Raw genomic sequence first — 4,995 nt, forward strand, 5'->3', positions numbered from 1 at the left:
GTTGGCCACGCGATAGGTGCGCCGCTGGAGCGAGGCGCGCTTCTCGCTGTCCTCGAAGAACGGATAGGCGGTCTCGAACGAGATCGTGCCGCGATCCACCAGCTCGGCCAGCGAGTCGTCCATGGCCAGCATGTCGTCGCGCGCGCCGGTCGAGATGGCGTTGGTCACCTGGTGCAGCTTGTCTTCCCGAATCAAGTTTTGGATCGCCTGGTTGACGAACATCAGCTCGCGCGCCGCCACGCGGCCGCGCCCGTCGGATTTTGGCAGCAGGATCTGCGAGACCACGGCGCGCAGGGTGAGCGACAGCTGCGAGCGGATCTGCGCCTGCTGATGCGGCGGGAACGAATCGATGATGCGCGTCACGGTTTGAGCCGCCGATTGCGTGGCCATGGTCGAGATCACGAGATTGCCGGTCTCGGCGGCGGTCAGGGCGATCGCCATGCTGGTGATGTCGCGCATCTCGCCGACGAAGATGATGTGTGGCAGCTGCCGCAGCGCCCCCTTCAAACCGCGCGCGTAGCTGCGGGTGTCGGTGCCGACCTCGCGCTGATCGATCACCGCCTTGCGCGTCTCGAACACGAATTCGATCGGGTCCTCGATGGTGACGACATGCCGCGGCGGACCCAGCTGGTTCACCTGCTCCAGGAGCGAGGCGATGGTGGTGGACTTGCCGGATCCGGTCGGCCCGGTCACCAGCACGAGTCCGCGCGTGATGCCGAGCAGGCGAGTCACCGCATGCGGCGCGAGCCCGATCTCGCCAGGCAGCGGAATGCGCATCGGGATCACGCGAATCGCCGCCGCCCATGCGCCGCGCTGGATGAACAGGTTGACGCGAAAATGCGCGATGCCTTCGAGCGTGCAGCGGGTGTCGAGCTCGAGATCGCGCTGAAAGCGCTCGGCCGAGGCCGGATCGAGGAAGCTCTCGCCGAGGCGTTTCGAGTCCTCCGGGGCGAGCACCGGGCAGCCTTCGAGCGGCTGGAGGCGCCCCGCGACCTGCACCATGACCGGATGGCCGGCGGTGATCAGCAGGTCCGAGGCGCCGAGCGCGGCGGCGCGGCGCAGCACATCCTCTCGCTCCAAGGGCACGGAAATCATGGGCGTTTGGGGGCTCACTCCCGCATCAAGGCGTCCGCGGACGCGCCGGAACTTCCCGCGCGTCGCCGAATCCGTCATCCAGCGCCTTAAGGGTTTGCTCCGATGCGCACCGGAGCGGGCAGGGAGGGCGCGGAAAACTCGCTTCCCTTCGGACTGCCCCGGTCCCGCGGTGCAGCCGAAACGAGGAACGTGGCGCCAAGGATAGGAGCCGGAAAGGGGGGTGTCAAAGCTCGATCGCGCGGCTCTCCAGGAGAGGGCTGCCGGCGTCTCTCATTCCGCCCGATTTGGGCTCGGGAGGGGCGAGGTCATTGCAACTCCCGGATTTGCAATTGCAGGATCCACACTTTTCACCGGCCCTACAGTCGGCCGGGGCGCCAGCGGTTCAGCGGCTTTCCGGCGCCAAGGCGCATCCGGGCCGCTGACTTCGCGCTCGCTCGCCCATCGGTCCCGCCCGCGCCGCTAACGCCCGCTGCGGGGCACACTTCCTGCTGCCTCGCGCGCGGCCCTGGGTGGAATCGCGCGACCTGGCGTTTCTACTTGGTGCCCGCGGTGGAACAGGACGTCCGAGTCCGACTCGGCGCCGCACTCTGCATCCCGGACCTGAATTCGCGGCACTTGAACCCCATCGAGCGCGAACGACTCGCGCGAGAGATGGGCGAGGAGGACTCGATGCGGGCCCGCTTCGGTTTCATCGTCGCAATCGTCGCAGGTCTGCTGGGGGCCGCATCGCCCTCGCAGGCTCAGTCGCCCTGGAACAGCGTGACGCTCACCTGGACCACGCCCGGAGACGACAGTTTGCTCGGCACCGCGTCCCAATTCGATCTGCGCTATTCGACCTCGCCGATCACCGCGGCGAATTTCAATTCCGCGGCGCGCTTCACCGGCATGCCCGCGCCAGCCGCGCCGGGCACGAGCCAGAGCGTGGTCGTGACCGGTCTCAATCCCGGCACCACCTACTACTTCAATCTCAAGACCGCCGACGACGTTCCCAACTGGTCGCTGGTCTCGAATCCGGTGTCGAAGACCACGGCGGCGGCACCCGACACCATCCGACCGTTCGCGATCGCGAATCTCGGCGTCTCGTCGGTCACCGACACCACCGCGACGCTGAGCTGGACCGCGACCGGCGACGACAGCCTGACCGGCACCGCCACCAGCTACGACATCCGCTACTCGACCTCGCCCATCACCGCCGCCAATTTCGCCTCGGCGACGACGACCACCGGCGAGCCTGCTCCGACCGCGGCCGGCACCACCCAGACCTTCACGGTTCGGGGCTTGAGCCGCGAACGCGCGTACTACTTCGCCATGAAGGTCACCGACGACTCGAACAATCCGTCGGCGATCTCGAACGTGGCGAACGCTTCCACCACCGACACCATGCCTCCGGCGCGGATCGCCAATCTGGCGGTGGGCTTCTTCTGGTTGGCCTGGCACACCGTCGACCGCGCCGAACGCGCGCCCGAGGTTGGTCGCTGATGACGATCGGCTCGTTCGCTCCCCGCCGGCGCCGCCGGATCGACGTGCGGATCTGGCTGGCCGCGCTGGTCGGCGCGGCGCTGGTGCTGCTCGCGCCGCTGCTGGCACGCGCGCAGGGCGCCGGAGCGGACAGCGTGACGCTGCAGTGGACCGCGCCCGGCGACGACGGTTCGATCGGCACCGCCACGCTCTATCACATGAAGATGTCGACCTCGACCATCACCAGCGGCAACTGGGCGAGCGCGACCGACGTTTCCGGGCTACCCTCGCCGCTGGTTTCCGGCACGCGCCAGAGCGTGGTGGTGCGCGGGCTCAGCAGCGGTACCACCTACTACTTCGCGATCCGCGCCGAGGACGACGCCGGCAATCTGGCGCCGATCTCGAACGTGGTGCAGTGGAACTGGGTCTACGACACGGCACCGCCCGCGGCGCCTTCGGGCGTCAGTGCGGCAAAGGCCGGCGCCAATGTGCAGGTCTCGTGGAGCGCGAACTCCGAGCCCGACCTGCAGGGCTATTCGGTATATCGCGCCACCGCTTCGAGCGGCCCCTACAGCAAGATCAGTTCGTCGGTACTGACCGGGCTCAGCTACGTGGACACCGCGGTGCCCGCCGGCGTCTCGAGTGTCTGGTACGAGGTCACGGCCACCGACAACAGCGACAACGAGAGCGCGCGCAGCGCCGCGGCCCAGGTGCAGCTGTCGAGCGCGCCGCCGCCGACGGTCACCGACGCGTTGTCGGCCGCCTATCCGAATCCCAGCAAGCGTGGCGACGCGGTGTGCCTGCCGATCACGAGCGCGGGCAGCGGCGACGGCATGTTCATCGACATCATCAGCAGCGGCGGATTCCGCGTGCGCCGGCTCGACGTGGCGAGCGCGCCGCGCTGCACGGACGGCAGCGTGCGCTGGGACGGCCACAACGACGCAGGCGTCGAAGTGGCGCCCGGCGTGTATCGCGCCTGGCTGATCGCGGGCGACCGCAAGAGCGCCATCAAGCTGGTACGCCAGCCGTGAGCCCGGTGGAGAAGCACATGCGACGGAACGTGACGCTGCTGATCTCGACGCTGCTGCTCGTGACGCCGCTCGCCGCGCAGGCCGGCATCGACAAAGCCGGTACCACCGCCGCCAACTTCCTCGCGGTGGGCGCGGGCGCGGACGTGCTGGGCATGGGCGGCGCGACGCTCGGTTTCGGCTCGGATCTCTCGGCGGCCGCCTGGAACGCCGCGGCCCTGGGTGGGCTGGGCTCCACCGAATACGTGTTCTCGCACTCGAGCCTCGCCGGCCAGAGCCCGCAGGAGTGGGTCTCGGGTGGCGGTCGCTTCGGCTTCAGCCCGACGCGCTGGGCGTTCACCGGACTCTATCAGGGCGACGGCAGCTTCGACGGCCGCGACGCGTTCAACAATCCGACCGGCTCGTTCAACGCTTCCAGCATGGCGCTGGGATTTCAGCTCGCGCAGGCGATCGGGCCGCTGGGGTCGATCGGCGTGGGCGCCAAGTACGTGAGCGAGAAGCTGGGCGACGTGAGTGGGGGCGGCGTCACCTTCGACCTCGGCATGCGCATCCAGGCGGGAGCGTTCGGCTTCGGCGCCGCGGCGCAGAACGCGTTCGGCAAGATGAGCTACAGCGGGTTGCTCTACGACTTTCCGACCAACTACGGATTGGGCGTCGCCTACTCGCTGCCGCTCTCGGGCCTCACGTTCGCGCTCGACGCCAACTTCCCGACCGCCTACTACAGCGACGTGCGCGGCGGCGTCGAGTGGCGGTGGCACGATCGCTTCGCGTTGCGCACCGGCTACCGCCAGGAGATGAACGCGGCCGCCGGCGAGCCGCTCGGCGGACCGACCTTCGGCATGGGCGCGGGCGCCAATGGCTTCTGGTTCGATTACGGCTACATCACCGGCGGCGACGCCGGGAACGGCCAGCATCGATTCGGGCTGACGTATCACCCCGGATTCATGAATGGCGGCAGCGATCCGAGCGCGTCGCGCGTCTCGCGCGAGACCAGCGGGCAGTCGGTCGAGAAGACCAGCGCGAGGCCGGCGAAGACTTCGAGCGCCGCGACTGCGAAGACGGGGAGCGCGGGCTTGTCGGCCAAGGGCGCGACGGTCGCGACCTCGACTGCGGCGTTAAAGCCGGCTTCGGCATCGAGCAAGGCCGCGGCGCCGACGTCTTCTGCGCCGGCGACCGCTGCGAGCAGCAGCGCGGCTCCCGCGAAGAGCGCGACGGCGGCGAGCGTCGTGGCCGCGAAGCCCAGCACCCCGACTTCCATCGTGGCGCCGGATCGAAATGCACCTGTGGCGAAGGTGACACCGCCTGCGTCGTCGAGTAACGCGATCCAGGCTCCGGCGCCCACCAATGTTTCATCGGCTGCTTCGAAGGCCGCCGCCCCGAGCGTGGCTCCAGTGACCGCGCCGGCGGCCGGGGC

Annotated in this window: 4 protein-coding genes; 3 read left to right on the forward strand and 1 reads right to left on the reverse strand. The window is 69.0% G+C overall.

The annotated features are described in order from the left end of the window. Window positions 1-1,065 (reverse strand): PilT/PilU family type 4a pilus ATPase (locus VMJ70_01415; protein ID HTO89765.1); only part of this gene is annotated, 1,065 nt, incomplete at its 3' end. 645 nt (window positions 1,066-1,710) lie between these two features. On the opposite strand from VMJ70_01415, the gene VMJ70_01420 reads away from it, so the two are divergent. The 3 genes from VMJ70_01420 to VMJ70_01430 form a co-directional block, all read left to right on the forward strand. Next, window positions 1,711-2,574 (forward strand): fibronectin type III domain-containing protein, encoded by an 864-nt coding sequence (locus VMJ70_01420; GenBank protein ID HTO89766.1) that lies wholly within the window; start codon window positions 1,711-1,713, stop codon window positions 2,572-2,574. Then, complete coding sequence (locus VMJ70_01425; GenBank protein ID HTO89767.1) at window positions 2,574-3,584, forward strand: fibronectin type III domain-containing protein; 1,011 nt, start codon at window positions 2,574-2,576, stop codon at window positions 3,582-3,584. The genes VMJ70_01420 and VMJ70_01425 overlap by 1 nt, the downstream gene beginning before the upstream one ends. A 17-nt stretch (window positions 3,585-3,601) precedes the next feature. Next, window positions 3,602-4,995: PorV/PorQ family protein (locus VMJ70_01430; GenBank protein HTO89768.1), on the forward strand; the 1,394-nt coding region annotated here is incomplete at its 3' end.

This window comes from Candidatus Sulfotelmatobacter sp. (assembly GCA_035498555.1).
Lineage (GTDB): Bacteria > Eisenbacteria > RBG-16-71-46 > RBG-16-71-46 > RBG-16-71-46 > DATKAB01.